This is a genomic window from Variovorax sp. S12S4 (assembly GCF_023195515.1).
Taxonomy (GTDB): Bacteria; Pseudomonadota; Gammaproteobacteria; order Burkholderiales; family Burkholderiaceae_C; genus Variovorax.
In genome coordinates, this window is sequence record NZ_JALPKR020000002.1 from 1,634,042 (window position 1) to 1,648,628 (window position 14,587).

Annotated in this window: 16 protein-coding genes; 10 read left to right on the forward strand and 6 right to left on the reverse strand. The window is 65.2% G+C overall.

Annotated features, from left to right (window positions below):
- The first annotated feature begins 1 nt into the window (after position 1).
- Positions 2–418: a VOC family protein gene (locus M0765_RS08325; protein WP_258503061.1), complete on the forward strand. Its 417-nt coding sequence runs from the start codon at positions 2–4 to the stop codon at positions 416–418.
- 25 nt (positions 419–443) lie between these two features.
- Positions 444–1,658, forward strand: a complete 1,215-nt coding sequence (locus M0765_RS08330) for a pirin family protein (RefSeq protein ID WP_258503062.1) — start codon at positions 444–446, stop codon at positions 1,656–1,658.
- Positions 1,659–1,688: 30 nt separating this feature from the next.
- Here M0765_RS08330 and M0765_RS08335 read toward each other — a convergent pair whose 3' ends face one another.
- The gene (locus tag M0765_RS08335; RefSeq protein ID WP_157616473.1) at positions 1,689–1,979 is read right to left on the reverse strand and encodes a YciI family protein; all 291 of its coding nucleotides are present in this window, start codon (positions 1,977–1,979) and stop codon (positions 1,689–1,691) included.
- A 148-nt stretch (positions 1,980–2,127) separates the two neighbouring features.
- Here M0765_RS08335 and M0765_RS08340 point away from each other — a divergent pair, with 148 nt between their 5' ends.
- Together M0765_RS08340 and M0765_RS08345 are read left to right on the forward strand one after the other, a co-directional pair.
- The gene (locus M0765_RS08340; RefSeq protein ID WP_258503065.1) at positions 2,128–3,198 is read left to right on the forward strand and encodes a M4 family metallopeptidase; all 1,071 of its coding nucleotides are present in this window, start codon (positions 2,128–2,130) and stop codon (positions 3,196–3,198) included.
- Positions 3,195–3,533: a protealysin inhibitor emfourin gene (locus M0765_RS08345; RefSeq protein ID WP_258503066.1), complete on the forward strand. Its 339-nt coding sequence runs from the start codon at positions 3,195–3,197 to the stop codon at positions 3,531–3,533. The genes M0765_RS08340 and M0765_RS08345 overlap by 4 nt, the downstream gene beginning before the upstream one ends.
- Before the next feature lie 16 nt (positions 3,534–3,549).
- Here M0765_RS08345 and M0765_RS08350 read toward each other — a convergent pair whose 3' ends face one another.
- Positions 3,550–4,878, reverse strand: coding sequence for an Nramp family divalent metal transporter (locus tag M0765_RS08350; RefSeq protein WP_258503067.1), 1,329 nt, complete (start codon positions 4,876–4,878; stop codon positions 3,550–3,552).
- A gap of 116 nt (positions 4,879–4,994) precedes the next feature.
- Between M0765_RS08350 and M0765_RS08355 the strand changes: the two genes are divergently transcribed.
- The 3 genes from M0765_RS08355 (at position 4,995) to M0765_RS08365 (ending at position 6,601) form a co-directional block, all read left to right on the forward strand.
- The gene (locus M0765_RS08355; protein ID WP_258503068.1) at positions 4,995–5,303 is read left to right on the forward strand and encodes a putative quinol monooxygenase; all 309 of its coding nucleotides are present in this window, start codon (positions 4,995–4,997) and stop codon (positions 5,301–5,303) included.
- Between the two features lie 85 nt (positions 5,304–5,388).
- Positions 5,389–5,985 carry a hypothetical protein gene (locus M0765_RS08360; RefSeq protein ID WP_258503070.1) on the forward strand — a complete coding sequence of 199 codons (597 nt, stop codon included), beginning with the start codon at positions 5,389–5,391 and terminating at the stop codon, positions 5,983–5,985.
- Between the two features lie 19 nt (positions 5,986–6,004).
- Positions 6,005–6,601 (forward strand): hypothetical protein, encoded by a 597-nt coding sequence (locus tag M0765_RS08365; protein WP_258503071.1) that lies wholly within the window; start codon positions 6,005–6,007, stop codon positions 6,599–6,601.
- A gap of 10 nt (positions 6,602–6,611) precedes the next feature.
- On the opposite strand, the gene M0765_RS08370 is transcribed toward M0765_RS08365, so the two are convergent.
- The 3 genes from M0765_RS08370 to M0765_RS08380 all read right to left on the reverse strand — a co-directional run bounded on the left by M0765_RS08370 (position 6,612) and on the right by M0765_RS08380 (position 11,015).
- Positions 6,612–7,757, reverse strand: coding sequence for a DUF4419 domain-containing protein (locus M0765_RS08370; protein ID WP_258503072.1), 1,146 nt, complete (start codon positions 7,755–7,757; stop codon positions 6,612–6,614).
- An 81-nt stretch (positions 7,758–7,838) separates the two neighbouring features.
- The gene (gap, locus tag M0765_RS08375) at positions 7,839–8,840 is read right to left on the reverse strand and encodes a type I glyceraldehyde-3-phosphate dehydrogenase (protein WP_126749283.1); all 1,002 of its coding nucleotides are present in this window, start codon (positions 8,838–8,840) and stop codon (positions 7,839–7,841) included.
- A 66-nt stretch (positions 8,841–8,906) separates the two neighbouring features.
- Positions 8,907–11,015 (reverse strand): transketolase family protein, encoded by a 2,109-nt coding sequence (locus M0765_RS08380; protein WP_258503073.1) that lies wholly within the window; start codon positions 11,013–11,015, stop codon positions 8,907–8,909.
- A gap of 135 nt (positions 11,016–11,150) precedes the next feature.
- Here M0765_RS08380 and speD point away from each other — a divergent pair, with 135 nt between their 5' ends.
- From speD to M0765_RS08395, 3 genes are read left to right on the forward strand one after another with little or no spacing between them, the layout of a single operon-like run.
- Entirely contained in the window at positions 11,151–11,540 is a 390-nt protein-coding gene (speD, locus tag M0765_RS08385) for an adenosylmethionine decarboxylase (RefSeq protein WP_258503074.1), read from the forward strand.
- A 26-nt stretch (positions 11,541–11,566) separates the two neighbouring features.
- Positions 11,567–12,277, forward strand: coding sequence for a nucleotidyltransferase family protein (locus tag M0765_RS08390; RefSeq protein ID WP_274708771.1), 711 nt, complete (start codon positions 11,567–11,569; stop codon positions 12,275–12,277).
- Complete coding sequence (locus M0765_RS08395; protein WP_258503076.1) at positions 12,274–13,668, forward strand: aminopeptidase P N-terminal domain-containing protein; 1,395 nt, start codon at positions 12,274–12,276, stop codon at positions 13,666–13,668. Before M0765_RS08390 ends, M0765_RS08395 begins: the two co-directional genes overlap by 4 nt.
- Here M0765_RS08395 and M0765_RS08400 read toward each other — a convergent pair.
- The gene (locus M0765_RS08400) at positions 13,610–14,584 is read right to left on the reverse strand and encodes a LysR family transcriptional regulator (protein ID WP_258503077.1); all 975 of its coding nucleotides are present in this window, start codon (positions 14,582–14,584) and stop codon (positions 13,610–13,612) included. The two genes, M0765_RS08395 and M0765_RS08400, sit on opposite strands and share 59 nt — an antisense overlap.
- Positions 14,585–14,587 lie beyond the last annotated feature (3 nt).

The following is a 14,587-nucleotide window of genomic DNA, read 5'->3' on the forward strand; positions in this document are numbered from 1 at the left end:
CATGGCCAACAAGCAAATCTTCGTGAACCTCCCCGTCAAGAACCTGGAAAAGTCCAAGGCATTCTTTGCCGCGCTGGGCTACACCTTCAACGAGCAATTCACCGACGCCAACGCGGCGTGCATGGTGATCAACGAAGGCAGCATCCACGCCATGCTGCTGGCCGAAGACTTCTTCAAGACCTTTACCGACAAGAGCCTCACCGACACCAGCAAGAGCACCGAGGTGCTGCTGTGCCTGTCTTGCGAAAGCCGCGCCGAAGTCGACGAGATGGTGGCCAAGGCGGTGGCCGCTGGCGGCACGGTGCCGCGCGCGCCGCAGGACTACGGCTTCATGTACGGCCACGGCTTCCAGGACATCGACGGCCACCTGTGGGAGCTGAGCTTCATGGACCCGAACGCCGAGATGCCCCCGCAGTAAGGTTCGGCCGAAGAGAACGAGAACGATGCCCATCGTTCCATATGCGCTCTTCACTGTTGCACGGAAGGCACCTTCCTTAAAGCACGTTCGCCCCGATATTCCGAAGAACAGTGCTGCCGCGCGTTCCGCGGCGCGATCAACGGAAAGGAATATCGAGGTGTCCAGCAACAACAGCAATGAAGAAGGCCGCAGCCCCGTGCTGCAGGTGAGCGCGCTCGGCTTTCCGTGGCAGACGATCGACCCGTTCCTGTTCTGCGTCTATCACGACGACGCTTATCCCAAGGCCAATGCGCAGATGGGGCCCGAGGCTGCGCTGGCGGGCCGGCAGATCGGCCAGGACTTCAGCCGCAAGGACGGCTGGAGCATGTACCACGGCGAAACGGTGCCGGGCTTTCCATCGCATCCGCATCGCGGCTTCGAAACCGTGACCATCGTGCGCAAGGGGCTGGTCGACCACTCCGATTCGCTGGGCGCCACCGCGCGCTTTGGCGGCGGCGACGTGCAGTGGCTCACCGCCGGCAAGGGCATCGTGCATTCGGAGATGTTTCCGCTGCTCGATGCGAACGCGCCCAACCCGTTGGAGCTGTTCCAGATCTGGCTCAACCTGCCCGCCAGGAGCAAGATGGCCGACCCGCACTTCACGATGTTCTGGTCGGAAGCGATTCCGCGCTTTGCGTCCGACGACGCGAACGGCGGCCGCACCGAGGTAGCCGTGATTGCGGGCCGCTTCGGAGATGCAGCGGGCAACGGCAACGCATCGGAGCCGATCGCCCCGCTTGCGCCGCCGCCCGATTCATGGGCTGCGCAGGCCGATGCCGACGTGGCCATCTGGACGCTGAAGATGACGCCCGGCTCGCAGTGGACGCTGCCCGCCGCAACCGGGGAGGGCACGCGGCGCATGCTGTACTTCTTCAAGGGTGCCGTAGCGCACGTAGCGGGACAGCGCATTGAAGGCCCGGCCGCCATCGAGCTGCGTGCCGATACGGCGGTGGAGTTGATCAACGGCAACGACGAGGCCAGCGAATTCCTGCTGCTGCAAGGCCGCCCGATTGCGGAGCCCGTGGTGCAGTACGGGCCCTTCGTGATGAACACGCAGGCGGAGATCAGCCAGACGCTGGCCGATTACCGCCGCACACAATTTGGCGGCTGGCCGTGGAGCGACCCGGCGCCGGTGCATGGCCGCGATGAGGCGCGATTTGCGCGGCACCCGGGTGGGCGCGAAGAGAAGCCGAAGGCTTGAGGAAGAAGACGCAGGCCAGCCTGCGGCGAATCAGAAAGTTTTAAGCAGCTCGACAGCGGGAGCGGTCATGCTGGGCACGAACTCGATCACGTGCGTGCTTGCCACGCCGCTCTGCACGAACGGGTCGCGTGCCAGCACCGCGTCGAGCGCGGCCCGGTCGCCCGAGCGCGCGAGGATCACGCCGCCCTTGCGCGGCACCTGCCGGCCCGAAGCCACGAAGAGGCCGCTTGCGTAGTGCTTTCGTAGCCATGTCATGTGCCCATCCATCAGCGCATCGAGCTCTTCAAGCGGACGGATGTAGGTGAGAGTGACGATGAACATGGACGAGGCGGCAAGTAGATCTGGAACTTGCAATCCTATGGCCTGAAGCGTGGGCATTCCGTGACACGAGAAGTAACGGAGTGATCTATGTTTTGCAGCTTCTGCTAACTTCTTTTTCATTGTTTCAACTGCCCAGAGGAGTCGTTCAATGCCGCTTCAGTCGCCGCGTTTTTTGCCGCCTGGTTTCGTACCGCCGTATCTTCTGGACCGGCTGGCCGAGCGTGCGAGCGCGCATGCAAGCGCGCGGGCGGCGCAAACGCTGATGATCGATCGCGAGCACCGCGGCCTTCGCGAGGCGGTAGCCACGCAAGGCGTCTCGTCGGGCCGGCCACCGGCTTACGTGCGGCGCGACGCTCCCCAGCGCGCCGTTCACGACGCGGAGCACACCATGAGCCTGCCCGGCCGGCTGGTGCGCGCCGAAGGGCAGGCACCCACACGCGACATTGCAGCCGACGAGGCCTACGACTACCTGGGCGCCACCTACCGGCTATACCGCGACATCTACGAGCGCGACTCCATCGACAACGCCGGCATGCCGCTCACGGGCAGCGTGCACTACGGCAACGACTACGACAACGCGTTCTGGAACGGCAAGCAGATGGTGTTCGGCGATGGCGACGGCGAAGTCATGAACCGCTTCACCATCGCGGTGGACATCATCGGCCACGAGCTGACGCACGGCGTCATCGACCACGAATCGGGCTTGATCTACCAGGGGCAGTCGGGCGCGCTCAATGAATCGGTCTGCGACGTGTTCGGTGTTCTGGTCAAGCAGCACTTGCTCAAGCAGACGGCGCAGCAGGCCGACTGGCTCGTAGGTGCGGGGCTTTTCACCGCCAAGGTAGAGGCACGCGCTCTGCGTTCGATGGCCGAGCCCGGCACGGCTTACGACGATCCGGTGCTCGGCAAAGACCCGCAGCCCGCCCACATGAAAGACCTGGTCGTCACGCGGCAGGACAATGGTGGCGTGCACATCAATTCCGGCATTCCGAACCGCGCTTTCTATCTTGCGGCCACCGCCATCCAGGGCCCGGCCTGGGAGACTGCGGGCCGCGTCTGGTACGACACCGTGTGCGACAGGCGGCTGCGCCAGGACTCTGACTTCCTGGCTTTCGCGCAACTGACGGTGGAGAATGCAGCCAGGCGCTTCGGCGCCGACAGCGCGGCGCACAAGGCCATCGGCGCCGCATGGAACACCGTGGGGGTCACACCATCATGATTCAGCTTCCGCCTTTGGACCAGGCTTCGGTCGTGCGAGTGACGCGCGAAGGCGGCGTTGCCTACCTGCCGGGCCTTTCGCGGCCGCGCAGCTACCAGTTGGGCAATTGCAGCGAAGAACTGCGCCAGCAGATCGGCGAGGCTTTGCAAAGCGCCGCACCGCATGCAGAGCAGCGCGACGGACCCGCCTCGCCGGGCGGCGACCAGCGCTTCTACCGCGTGGAAGTGGTGGTGGAAAGCGCCACCACGCATTCGGGTTCGGTCAGCTTCGAAGTGCCAGAGAACGAAGCGCCGGAAGCGTTGGTGCATCTCTGGAAAGACGCGGCCGACCGCTGAGGCGCGCGGCCTCGGTTCAGAGCCCGCCGCGAATCGTCGACACCACGAGCCACACGTTGGCCAAGCTGATCACGCCGAACAGCCCCCACGCCAGCAGCTTGACCACGGTGCCGTTGGCAAAGCCGCCCATCATTGCGCGGCTGCTCGTGAAGCGGATCAGCGGCCACATCGCAAACGGCAGCTGAAAGCTCAACACCACCTGGCTCAGCACCAGCATCTTGCCCACGCCGCCGTCGCCGAACCACCACACCCCCAGAAAGGCCGGCCCGAGTGCCAGCGCCCGCGTGATGAGGCGGCGCTGCCAGCACGGAATCTTCAGGTCGAGAAAGCCTTCCATGATGATCTGGCCTGCAATGGTGCCGGTGAAGGTCGAGCTCTGGCCCGATGCCAGCAGCGCAATGCCGAACAGCGTGGCCGCCACCGCACTGCCCACGATGGGTTCGATGAGTCGGTAGGCATCGTCGATCTCCGTCACTTCCACATGGCCTGTGCTGTGGAAGGCACTGGCCGCCAGCACCATGATGGCCGCGTTGACCAGGAGCGCGAGCGAAAGGGAGATGACCGCATCGAAGGTGCAGAAGCGCACCGCCTCGCGCCGCGCCGCATCGCTGTCGGCCACCAGCCGGGTCTGCACGATGGATGAATGCAGGTACAGGTTGTGCGGCATCACCGTGGCGCCGACCACGCCGATGGCAAGGTACAGCGCGCCGGGCTGCTGCAGCCGCTCGAAGCTCGGCGCAAAGCCCATGGCCACGCCGAACCAGTTGGGCTGCGACATTGCAAGCTCCACCACGAAACAGCCCGCGATGGTGCCCACCAGCCCGAGCACGATCGCCTCGACGCGCCGGAAGCCAGCGCCTTGCAGCCCGAGCACGAGCAGCGTGTCGAATGCCGTGATCGCAATGCCGACCGGAATCGACACGCCGAACAGCAGGTGCAAGGCGAGGGCGCTGCCCAGCACCTCCGCCAGGTCGCAGGCCACGATGGCGAGTTCCGCGCCCAGCCACAGAAAGCGGCTGACGCGCGGCGAATAGTGCTCGCGGCAAGCGCGGGCAAGATCTTTCTGCGCCACGAGGCCGAGCCGCACGCACAGCGTTTGCAGCAGCATGGCCGCCAGGCTCGCAAGCAGCACCACGAAGAGCAGGCCGTAGCCGAAGCGCGAGCCGGCCTCGATGTCGGTCGCCCAGTTGCCCGGGTCCATGTAGCCGACCGACACCAGCAGCCCGGGTCCCGCATAGCGCAGCAGCTTCTTGCCGAAGGGCAGGTCCTGCGGGACCGCCACGCTGCCTTTGACTTCGGAAGGGCAGAAGGGCGCGGTGGCGGTGCGGGGCAGGGGAAAGAACATGCGGACGATGATAGGGGTGGCGCATCGGGTCTCGCGCGGGACCGACACCAAAGCGTCGGATCTTTTAGATTCGACGCTCGCCATCCATTACCGTCACAACACCGGAGTCCATTGCAATGATCCACGTCGTCGCCGTCATTACCGCCAAGCCCGGCCAGCGCGCCCAGTTGCTCGAAGCCTTTGCCGCCAACCGCGCGGCCGTGCTGGCTGAAGAGGGCTGCATCGAGTACAGCGCCACGGTCGACGCGCAGGGCGTTCCGACGTCGAAAGCGAGCTTCGGGCCCGACACTTTCGTGGTGATCGAGAAGTGGGAAACGCTGGCCCACCTGCAGGCGCATGGTGTCGCACCGCACATGAAGGCTCATGGCGAGAAGACCAAGGCGCTGGTCGAGAGCAAGCTGATCCACGTGCTCGAACCCGTCTAAGAGATCGGGCAACGGGCCTTCGCGCGCGGCGCAATGCCTGCTACCCTCGCGCCGGGATCAGGCATCCCGAGGAGGGAATCACGGCATGGCGATCTTCTGCAGACCGCGCGGCTGGCGCGTGCGCGCTTTCACCTTGAGCCTGGGCGCAATGGCCGCGGCCGTGCTGTCGGCCGGTTGCGCGCAACTCGCTGCGCCGCCCTACGCGGCCGACTACGAAGCGCTCGACCGGCTCGAGGCCACGCGCCCCGGCATGGTGGCCGTGGCCAAGGTGCAGCCGACTGATCCGAACGACAAGATCAACAGTTTGAGCCTGCGCCGCGCGAGGCTGCTTTCGCCCAGCGGCACCTTCGCGCAATACCTGGAAGACGCGCTGATGCGCGACCTGGGCGAAATATCGGCCTACGACCCCAAGGCGCCCACCCGCATCGCGGCGCGAATACTGGTCAACGAACTCGACCTTGGCGTGATCAACGGCACGGGCCGCATGGACGTGGAGGTGGTGGTTACGCGCGCCAACGCGCAGCGGCTGCGCAAGACCTACCGCGGCGAAATCGCCTTCGATTCGAGCTACGCGAACATCGTCGCCGTGCCCGCCGGACAGGCCGCCTACCCGAGGCTGGTGCGCGCGCTTTTGCGGCAGGTGTATGCCGACCCGCAATTCATCGCGGCCATTGCGCCGTAGAACCGGAATGAGCCGCACCATGTCGTTCGCCTTTTCTTCGGCCGCACGCCTGTGCGCCGCCGCTGCGCTCGCGGCCTTGCTGGCCGCCTGCTCCCATCCGATCACCATGATCACCGAGACCGCGCCGCCGCGGTCGATGGCCCACCTCATCCCGAAGAAGGTGGCCTATGTGATGACTGACGCCCAGCGCGACCAGCAGGTGACGAGCCCCGGCGGCAGCGGCGACCGCGTGAGCTACTACCCTTACCGCGATCTGGAAAAATCGATTCGCGATGCACTGCGCGCGGTGTACCGCGACGTGATCGTGCTGCGCACCGCCGGCGACGCCAAGGCCAATGAAGCGGCGGGCGTGTCGCTGGTGTTCACGCCGCAGATCAAGACCGATTCGAGCTCGTCTTCATGGGTGACCTGGCCGCCCACTTCGTTCACCGCCGAGGTGAACTGCGTGGTGAGCGACACCGCGGGCGCCGAGGTCACGCGCGTGCGCGCGGTGGGCAACGGCTCGGCGGATTTCGGCGAGTTCAACGGCGACTATGGGCTCGCCGCCCGGCGCGCGGCCAAGCAGATGACTTCGCAGCTCAGCAGTGAGATTCGCAGAAACGAGAAGCTGCGTTAACGGTTCGACGTCAGGGCTTCTCGCTGATCGCGCGCAGCAATTCCGGATCGATCACTATGTAGTCGTGCTTTTTCGGCTCGATCTTCGGATCCTGATCATGAACGACCGCCCATCCGAAAGATGCCGCGAGAGCACCGGTGTCCGCATCCTGCGCAACGCCAAACATGCCTGCCACGAAACGGAGCTCACGCTCCTTGCCGTCACGCACGTCTATGCAACGTACAGGTGCACTCGCAAGGCTCCCCGGCACCGCTCCCATGCCGGGCCCTTGGACACCCTTGAAATCTAGCCACCCGGTTCGCTGGTTCGCCACATCGAAGCGGCCTTGCCATGTGTCGAGATACTCGTTGGGGCCGAGCGCCTTGCTTTCCCAGTCCACGATCAGATAGGGAAAGAGCGTGAGGATCCAGCCAGTCAACTCCGACGGCCCCGATCCGCTCTGGTATCGAAAGAAGGACCGCCAGAACGCAGGATCGACATCGCCGGCGGCAGTTTGCGCTATTTTTTCCAAGACCGGAACAAGTGCTGCGGCCCACCGCTCGAGACCGTATGTCGCCAGGCGCTTCACGCGCGAAATCATCGAGGTCCAATCCTCTTCTGTGCCGAGAAGATGAATCGCCGGAATGCCGCATCCCACTCGCATCTCATAGTCAAAATAGCCCTGGAACGCGTCCATCAAGCAGATCTCGAAGGCCGCCGTTTCAACTGGCGTCGTGGTCGAGAAGCATGCGCTGATCAAATCTCTGGGCTCGCCGACATGCTCTCCGATCTGCTTCGAAAACGCCTCGAAGATTTCGTGCCATGGGTTCTCTTGTCCAAGAATGAAGTCTGTTCGCTCAACGACCAATGTCTTTTTGCCTTCGTGCGCCACGAATCTTGGCCGCAACGTCTCGGTGTTCTGCCCTATGTGCGCGGCAAACCCCTGGGCAATGCAGAACCAGATGTCATCCGGCCGGATGGTGAGTGGGTGATGATCGTAAAAGGCATCGTGCGCCGCCTTCACGAATGCATGCTCCGTCGTGCAGGAAACCAGTTGCGGCGTAGCGCATGCCATTCCTTCGACGGGTCGGGCGAGCAGACTGTGAATGCGCTCCCTGGCATCGAGCTTTTGGTAAGGCTCGCCGCGGGGAACGGCCGAAACCGTGACAGTCTTCATCAATTACTCCCTTGTTCAAGGACACTGTGAACTCCAACAAAAAACGCGCCCTCAGGCGCGTTCTTGTTCTGCTGCGGCGTCTTACTTAGAGACGACCTTCACCATTTCGAGGCACTTGTTCGAGTAGCCCCATTCGTTGTCGTACCAGCTCACGAGCTTGACGAAGGTGCCGTCGAGCGCAATGCCGGCTTCGGCGTCGAAAATCGAGGTGCGCGGGTCGCCGCGGAAGTCGGTGGCCACCACCTTGTCTTCGGTGTAGCCCAGCACGCCCTTGAGTGCGCCTTCGCTCTGCGACTTCATTTCAGCGCAGATTTCCTTGTACGTGGCTTCCTTCTCGAGCTCGACCGTGAGGTCGACCACCGACACGTCGGAGGTCGGCACGCGGAAGCTCATGCCGGTGAGCTTCTTGTTGAGCTCGGGGATCACCACGCCCACGGCCTTGGCGGCGCCGGTGCTCGAGGGAATGATGTTTTCCAGGATGCCGCGGCCGCCGCGCCAGTCCTTGTTGCTCGGGCCGTCGACGGTCTTCTGCGTGGCGGTGGCGGCGTGCACGGTGGTCATCAGGCCGCGCTTGATGCCCCACTTGTCGTTCAGCACCTTGGCAAGCGGGGCCAGGCAATTGGTGGTGCAGCTGGCGTTGCTCACGATGGCCTCACCGGCGTACTTCTTGTCGTTCACGCCGTAGACGAACATGGGGGTGTCGTCCTTCGAAGGGGCCGACATGATCACCTTCTTGGCGCCCGCATCGAGGTGCTTCTGGCAGGTTTCCTTGGTGAGGAAGAGGCCGGTCGACTCGAGCACGATGTCGGCGCCGACTTCGTTCCACTTCAGCTGCGAGGGATCGCGCTCTTGCGTGAGGCGGATCTTCTTGCCGTTGACGATCAGCATGTTGCCTTCAACCGTGACTTCGCCCTTGAAGCGGCCGTGCACCGAGTCGTACTGGAGCATGTAGGCCAGGTAGTCGGGCTCGAGCAGGTCGTTGATGGCGACGATCTCGATGTCGTTCTTGAAGTTCTGCACCGCGGCGCGCAGCACGTTGCGGCCGATGCGGCCGAAGCCGTTGATACCGAGTTTGATAGCCATCTGATTTGCTCCTAAGGTTGAAAAACTTTGTGATCGAACGGAAAGATGAAACGCCTTGCTGCCGGCTCAGTCGCGCAGGGCGGCTTCGACGGTGGCGGCAACGTTCTCTGCCGTGAAACCGAAATGCTTGAACAGCGCCGGTGCGGGTGCCGACTCGCCGTAGCTGTCGATGCCCACGACGGCCGCGCAGCCGTATTTCCACCAGCCGCCGGTGCAGCCCATTTCGACGGCGATGCGCGGCAGCTTCTTGGGCAGCACGCTCTTCTTGTAGGCCACGTCCTGGCGATCGAAGGTGGTGGTCGAGGGCATCGACACCACGCGCACGGCAATTTTCTTCTCGGCCAGCAATTTCTGCGCGGCAAGGGCCAATTGCACTTCGGAGCCGGTGGCAATGATGACCGCAGCGGTCTTCTTGCTCTTGAGGCCGACGGCCTCGGGCTCCGACAGCACATACGCACCGCGGCTGATGTCGCCGAGGTCGCCCTTTGGCGCATAGGCAATGTTCTGGCGGCTGAGCAGCAGCGCCGTGGGGCGCGACTGGTTCTGCAGCGCCACGGCCCAGGCCACGGCGGTTTCGGCCGTGTCGCCCGGACGCCAGACGTCGAGGTTGGGAATCAGACGCAGCGAGGCGGCGTGCTCGATCGACTGGTGCGTGGGGCCGTCTTCGCCCAGGCCGATGGAGTCGTGCGTGAACACGTGCACCACGCGGCGCTTCATCAGCGCGGCCATGCGGATGGCGTTGCGGCTGTAGTCGCTGAAGGTAAGGAAGGTGCCGCCGTAGGGAATGAAGCCGCCATGCAGCGCCACGCCGTTCATGATGGCCGCCATGCCGAACTCGCGCACACCGTAGTTGATGTGGCGGCCGATCACGCCGTGGGGCGGCTCGGCCTTGTCGGCGGTGCTGTCGGGCTTGGGCTCGTCTTCGGCGCCCTGGGCGGGCTGCTGCGGCTGGCCCATGACCACGGCACCGGTCTTCGCATCGAAGCGCAGGGCCGCGGTGCTCTTGGTGTTGGTGAGGTTGGAGCCGGTGAGGTCGGCGCTGCCGCCGAGCATTTCGGGCAGGGCTGCAGTGAAGGCCTCCAGCGCCAGCTGGCTGGCCTTGCGGCTGGCCACGGTTTCGCCCTTGGTGTGGGCGGCCACCACGGTGTCGAACGCCACCTGGTGGAAGTTCTTGGGCAGCTCGCCCTTCATGCGGCGGGTGAACTCGGCGGCCAAGCCCGGGAAGGCTTCAGCGTAGGCGGCGAACTTGTCGTTCCAGGCGGCTTCGGCCCTGGCGCCCTCGGCCTTGTGGTCCCAGTCGGCGTAGGCTTCCTGCGGCACTTCGAAGGCAGGGTACGGCCACTCCAGCGCGGCGCGGGTGAGGGTGATTTCATCGGCGCCCAGTGGCTCGCCGTGGGCCTTGGCGGTGTTGGCGCGGTTCGGGCTGCCCTTGCCGATCTGCGTCTTGCAGATGATGAGGGTGGGCTTCGAATCTTCCTTCTTGGCCTTGGCAATGGCCTTGGACACGTCCTTGGCGTCGTTGCCGTCGATCGGGCCGATGACGTTCCAGCCGTAGGCCTTGAAGCGCTCTTCGGTGTTGTCGATGAACCAGGGCTTGACCTGGCCGTCGATGCTGATGCCGTTGTCGTCGTACAGCGCAATCAGCTTGTTCAGATGCCAGGCGCCGGCCAGCGCGCAGGCTTCGTGGCTGATGCCTTCCATCATGCAACCGTCGCCGAGGAAGGCGTAGGTGTGGTGGTCGACGATGTCGTGGTTCTTGCGGTTGAATTCGGCCGCGAGCAGCTTCTCGGCCAACGCAAAGCCGACTGCATTCGTGATGCCTTGGCCCAGCGGGCCGGTGGTGGTTTCCACGCCGGGGGTCACGTCGACCTCGGGATGGCCGGCGGTCTTGCTGTGCAGCTGGCGGAAGTTCTTGAGCTCGCTGATGGGCAGGTCGTAACCCGTGAGGTGCAGCACCGCATACAGCAGCATCGAGGCGTGGCCGTTCGAGAGCACGAAGCGGTCGCGGTCGAACCAGTGCGGGTTGGCCGGGTTGTAGCGCAGGTGTTCGCCCCAGAGTGCGACGGCCATGTCGGCCATGCCCATCGGTGCGCCCGGATGTCCGGAGTTAGCTTGTTGGACGGCATCCATGGCCAGCGCGCGAATCGCGTTGGCCATCAGGGCTTGGTTTGCCATGGGCGGTGGACTTTCGGGGAATGTGGATTGGGGGGAACCCGCAATTTTACCGGGCTCGCTCCAACCCGCTCCAATACGGCCTGAACACCCGACTGATGTTCTTTGGCGACACCCGGACTGCTAGAGTTGCCACCCATGCACGGGCTGCACCTCACCGCCGATCTCCACGACTGTCAATGCGCAATGCAATGGCTCACCGACAAGGAGGCGCTCGGCGCCGTTTGCCTGAAGGCCGTCACGGCCGCCGGGCTGCAGCCGGTGGGCAAACTGGTGCACGGGTTTCCGGCCACTCCGCAGGGGCCGGGCGGCGTCACAGCCACGGTGCTGCTGGCCGAATCGCACCTGTGCATCCACACCTGGCCCGAGCAGCGCGGCGCCACGCTCGATGTGTATGTGTGCAACTTCGGCGCCGACCATTCGGCCAAGGCGCATGCGCTGATGGAATGCCTGGTGGCGCTGTTCCAACCCGGCCGCAGCGAACGCAACGAGCTCGTACGCGGCCAGGTCGGCCAGGTGGCCGCTTGAAGCCGGCGCCCTCCTCGGTGCGAGCCATGATCCTCGCGGCCGGCCGCGGCGAGCGCATGCGGCCGCTGACCGACACCACGCCCAAGCCGCTGCTCGAAGTGCGCGGCAAGCCGCTGATGCAATGGCCCATGGAAGCCCTGGCGGCCGGCGGATTTACCCAACTGGTGGTCAACACCGACTGGCTGGGCGAGCAGATTTCCGGCCGCTTCGGCCCCGAATCGCAGCTTGGCGAGCAGCGCGCGCTATCAATTTCATATTCCGACGAAGGCCGCGACTTTGGCGGCGCGCTGGAAACGGCGGGCGGCATCGTGCGCGCGCTGCCGCGGCTGGGCGATATTTTCTGGGTGGCGGCCGGCGATGTGTTCGCGCCGGATTTCGCCTTCACGCAAGCCTCGGTGGAGCGCTTTGCGGCAAGTGGCAAGCTCGCGCACCTGTGGCTGGTGCCCAACCCGCCGCACAACCCGAAGGGCGATTTTGGCCTCTCGGCCGAGGGTTTGGCGCTCAATTCGGCGGCCGAGAAGTACACCTTCTCGACCATCGGCCTGTACCGCGCCGCGCTCTTTTCGCCGCCTTACTGCAGCATTCCCGCCGGCAACCCGGCGGGCCTCAAAGCCCCGCTGGCACCCATCTTGCGCGCCGCGATGGACAATGAACTCGTGAGCGCCGAGCTCTACACCGGGCCCTGGACCGATGTGGGAACGCCCGAACGGCTTCTTCAACTGAACACGCCAAGATGACCTCAGAAGACAACAAGATCTACGCCGAGCGCCGCGCGCGCCTCGCCTCGCAACTGGGCAAGGACGGCATCGCCATCGTGCCGACCGCGCCCGAGCAGCAGCGCAACCGCGACACCGACTTCCTGTTTCGGCACGACAGCTACTTCTATTACCTGACAGGCTTTACCGAACCGAACGCCTGGCTGGTGCTGGCGGGCGACGGCCGTAGCACGCTGTTCTGCGCGCCCAAAGACCTGGAGCGCGAGATCTGGGACGGCTACCGCCTGGGCCCCGACGCGGCCCCCGAGGCGCTAGGCGTGACGGAGGCCTTTTCGGTCAACGACCTCGACGCCAAGCTGCCCAAGCTGCTCGAGAACAGGTCGACCGTGTGGTTTCCGTTCGCCACCCACAAGGGGCTCGAAACCCGCGTCGACGGCTGGCTTCAATCGGTGCGCGCGCGCGTGCGCTACGGGGCGCTGTGTCCGCAGGAGCAGCACGACCTGTGCGGCCCGCTCGACGAAATGCGGCTGATCAAGGACGCGCACGAGCAGGACATCATGCGGCGTGCCGCGCAGATCAGCGCCAGGGCGCACATTCGCGCGATGCAGCTTTCGGCCCGCATGCTGCGCGAGGGCAAGGACGTGCGCGAATACCACCTCGATGCCGAGCTGCTGCACGAGTTCCGCCTGGGCGGCTCGCAGTACCCGGCCTACGGCTCCATCGTGGCGGCGGGCGCCAATGCCTGCGTGCTGCACTACCGCGCCGACGCGGCGCCGGTGCGAAGCGGCGAGCTGGTGCTCATCGACGCCGGCTGCGAGCTCGATGGCTACGCGAGCGACATCACGCGCACCTTTCCGGCCAACGGCAAGTTCAGCGGCCCGCAGCGCGCGCTGTACGACCTGGTGCTTGCCAGCCAGGACGCATCGGCCGCAGCCACCAAGGCCGGCAACCGCTTCAACGACCCGCACGACGCGGCCGTGAAGGTGCTGGCGCAGGGCATGCTCGACCTGGGCCTGCTCGACGCAAACAAGGTGGGCAGCGTCGACGACGTGATCGACTCGCGCGCCTACTTCCAGTTCTACATGCACCGCACCGGCCACTGGCTGGGCATGGACGTGCACGACTGCGGCAGCTACGTCGAGCCCACGCAGGTGGGCGAAGTGAGCGAGCGAAAAGATCCGCTGTCGAACGAGGTCATCAAGAACCGGCCGAGCCGCATCCTGCATCCGGGCATGGTGCTGACGCTGGAGCCCGGCATCTACGTGCGGCCCGCCGACGGCGTGCCCGAGCAGTTCCACAACATCGGCATCCGCATCGAAGACGACGCGATCGTCACCGTCACGGGCTGCGAACTTATTTCGCGCGGCGTGCCAGTGAAGGCGGACGAGATCGAGGCACTGATGCGAGCTTGACCGCCCGCTGAGACACCGGCGGCGGCGCATGCCGCGCCTGCAGGAAGTCGATGAACACCCGCAGCTTGCGCGGTATCTGCGCGGAGCTCGGGTGATAAAGGTAGAAGCCCGGAAAGGTCGGCCACCAGGGTTCGAGCAGCGGCACAAGCCGGCCGCTGTCGATGTCGCCGCGAACCGAGCCTTCGAAAGCCACCGCAATGCCCGCGCCGTCGCGCGCAGCGGCCAGCAGCACGTCGCCGTCGTTGCTGATCAGCGGGCCGGCCACTTCAATGTCGAGCACGCGGCCGTCCTGCGCATACTCCCACCGATAAAGGCCGCCCGTGGTCAGGCGGTAGTTCATGCATTGGTGCTCGCGCAGGTCTTCGGGCGTCTTCGGCAACTGGCGTTTCGCAAGGTAGCGCGGCGACGCAACCGTCACCATGCGTTGCGGCCCGCCCATCGGCAACGCCACCACGTCTTGCGCCAGGCTTTCGCCAAGCCGGATGCCCGCATCGAAACCGCCTTCGACCAGGTCGACCATGCGGTTGTCGCAAACCAGCTCCAGCGTGATATCGGGAAACGCTTCGGCAAAGTCCCCCAAGTGCGGATACAGCAGGAGCTCGGCCGACGCGCGCGCAACGTTCAGCCGCAGCAGCCCCGCCGGCTTGTCGCGCGCCTCATTGATGCTTTCGACCGTTTGCGCGAGAGCGGCAAGCGCCGGCTGCGCACCCTTCAGAAGTTGCTGGCCCAGTTCGGTCACGCCCACGCGGCGTGTGGTGCGGTCGAGCAGGCGCACGCCCAGGCGCCGCTCGAGCGTGCGCAAGGTCTGCGACAGCGCCGAAGGCGAGACGCCCAGCTCTTCCGCCGCCCGCGTGAAGCTGGCGTGGTGCGCAACGCGTGCGAAGGCGGCAATGGCGGGGAGCAGTTCGGGCGACATGCG

What these genes read in the sequence shown, in the direction of transcription:
- M0765_RS08325 (WP_258503061.1), top strand. Translation starts at nt 2, where the DNA reads ATGGCCAACAAGCAAATCTTCGTGAACCTCCCCGTCAAGAACCTGGAA.
- M0765_RS08330 (WP_258503062.1), top strand. Translation starts at nt 444, where the DNA reads ATGCCCATCGTTCCATATGCGCTCTTCACTGTTGCACGGAAGGCACCT.
- M0765_RS08335 (WP_157616473.1), bottom strand. Translation starts at nt 1,979, where the DNA reads ATGTTCATCGTCACTCTCACCTACATCCGTCCGCTTGAAGAGCTCGAT.
- M0765_RS08340 (WP_258503065.1), top strand. Translation starts at nt 2,128, where the DNA reads ATGCCGCTTCAGTCGCCGCGTTTTTTGCCGCCTGGTTTCGTACCGCCG.
- M0765_RS08345 (WP_258503066.1), top strand. Translation starts at nt 3,195, where the DNA reads ATGATTCAGCTTCCGCCTTTGGACCAGGCTTCGGTCGTGCGAGTGACG.
- M0765_RS08350 (WP_258503067.1), bottom strand. Translation starts at nt 4,878, where the DNA reads ATGTTCTTTCCCCTGCCCCGCACCGCCACCGCGCCCTTCTGCCCTTCC.
- M0765_RS08355 (WP_258503068.1), top strand. Translation starts at nt 4,995, where the DNA reads ATGATCCACGTCGTCGCCGTCATTACCGCCAAGCCCGGCCAGCGCGCC.
- M0765_RS08360 (WP_258503070.1), top strand. Translation starts at nt 5,389, where the DNA reads ATGGCGATCTTCTGCAGACCGCGCGGCTGGCGCGTGCGCGCTTTCACC.
- M0765_RS08365 (WP_258503071.1), top strand. Translation starts at nt 6,005, where the DNA reads ATGTCGTTCGCCTTTTCTTCGGCCGCACGCCTGTGCGCCGCCGCTGCG.
- M0765_RS08370 (WP_258503072.1), bottom strand. Translation starts at nt 7,757, where the DNA reads ATGAAGACTGTCACGGTTTCGGCCGTTCCCCGCGGCGAGCCTTACCAA.
- gap (WP_126749283.1), bottom strand. Translation starts at nt 8,840, where the DNA reads ATGGCTATCAAACTCGGTATCAACGGCTTCGGCCGCATCGGCCGCAAC.
- M0765_RS08380 (WP_258503073.1), bottom strand. Translation starts at nt 11,015, where the DNA reads ATGGCAAACCAAGCCCTGATGGCCAACGCGATTCGCGCGCTGGCCATG.
- speD (WP_258503074.1), top strand. Translation starts at nt 11,151, where the DNA reads ATGCACGGGCTGCACCTCACCGCCGATCTCCACGACTGTCAATGCGCA.
- M0765_RS08390 (WP_274708771.1), top strand. Translation starts at nt 11,567, where the DNA reads ATGATCCTCGCGGCCGGCCGCGGCGAGCGCATGCGGCCGCTGACCGAC.
- M0765_RS08395 (WP_258503076.1), top strand. Translation starts at nt 12,274, where the DNA reads ATGACCTCAGAAGACAACAAGATCTACGCCGAGCGCCGCGCGCGCCTC.
- M0765_RS08400 (WP_258503077.1), bottom strand. Translation starts at nt 14,584, where the DNA reads ATGTCGCCCGAACTGCTCCCCGCCATTGCCGCCTTCGCACGCGTTGCG.